1 rRNA gene (only partly in view) is annotated in these 1417 nt (G+C 55.4%); it reads right to left on the bottom strand.

Going from position 1 to position 1417, the window contains the following annotated elements:
• Nucleotides 1–21: 21 nt before the first annotated feature.
• Nucleotides 22–1417: ribosomal RNA gene (locus tag FB157_RS46900) — 23S ribosomal RNA — on the bottom strand (it continues 1796 nt past the right edge of the window).

Here is a 1417-nt window from a genome sequence, read left to right as displayed (position 1 = left end):
ACACAGTGAACGCGAGCATCAATGGACAAGCCCTCGGCCTATTAGTACCAGTCAACTCCACCCGTTACCGGGCTTCCATATCTGGCCTATCAACCCAGTCGTCTACTGGGAGCCTTACCCTCTCAAGGAGGTGGGAATACTCATCTCGAAGCAGGCTTCCCGCTTAGATGCTTTCAGCGGTTATCCCTCCCGAACGTAGCCAACCAGCCATGCCCTTGGCAGAACAACTGGCACACCAGAGGTTCGTCCGTCCCGGTCCTCTCGTACTAGGGACAGCCCTTCTCAATATTCCTACGCGCACAGCGGATAGGGACCGAACTGTCTCACGACGTTCTAAACCCAGCTCGCGTACCGCTTTAATGGGCGAACAGCCCAACCCTTGGGACCGACTCCAGCCCCAGGATGCGACGAGCCGACATCGAGGTGCCAAACCATCCCGTCGATATGGACTCTTGGGGAAGATCAGCCTGTTATCCCCGGGGTACCTTTTATCCGTTGAGCGACGGCGCTTCCACAAGCCACCGCCGGATCACTAGTCCCGACTTTCGTCCCTGCTCGACCCGTCGGTCTCACAGTCAAGCTCCCTTGTGCACTTACACTCAACACCTGATTGCCAACCAGGCTGAGGGAACCTTTGGGCGCCTCCGTTACTCTTTAGGAGGCAACCGCCCCAGTTAAACTACCCATCAGACACTGTCCCTGATCCGGATCACGGACCCAGGTTAGACATCCAGCACGACCAGACTGGTATTTCAACGACGACTCCACACTAACTGGCGTTAATGCTTCAAAGTCTCCCAGCTATCCTACACAAGCCGAACCGAACACCAATATCAAACTGTAGTAAAGGTCCCGGGGTCTTTCCGTCCTGCTGCGCGAAACGAGCATCTTTACTCGTAGTGCAATTTCACCGGGCCTATGGTTGAGACAGTCGAGAAGTCGTTACGCCATTCGTGCAGGTCGGAACTTACCCGACAAGGAATTTCGCTACCTTAGGATGGTTATAGTTACCACCGCCGTTTACTGGCGCTTAAGTTCTCAGCTTCGCCCTGACGAATCAGAGCTAACCGGTCCCCTTAACGTTCCAGCACCGGGCAGGCGTCAGTCCGTATACATCGCCTTACGGCTTCGCACGGACCTGTGTTTTTAGTAAACAGTCGCTTCTCGCTGGTCTCTGCGGCCAACCCCAGCTCAGGACGTAAAGTCCATCACCAGAGCTGGCCCCCCTTCTCCCGAAGTTACGGGGGCATTTTGCCGAGTTCCTTAACCATAGTTCACCCGAACGCCTCGGTATTCTCTACCTGACCACCTGAGTCGGTTTAGGGTACGGGCCGCCATGAAACTCGCTAGAGGCTTTTCTCGACAGCATAGGATCATCCACTTCGCCACAATCGGCTCGGCATCAGGTCTCAGACTC

The sequence above is a fragment of the Streptomyces sp. BK340 genome, assembly GCF_007827595.1.
Taxonomy (GTDB): Bacteria; Actinomycetota; Actinomycetes; order Streptomycetales; family Streptomycetaceae; genus Streptomyces.
This window is presented reverse-complemented; position numbering and strand designations above follow the sequence as displayed.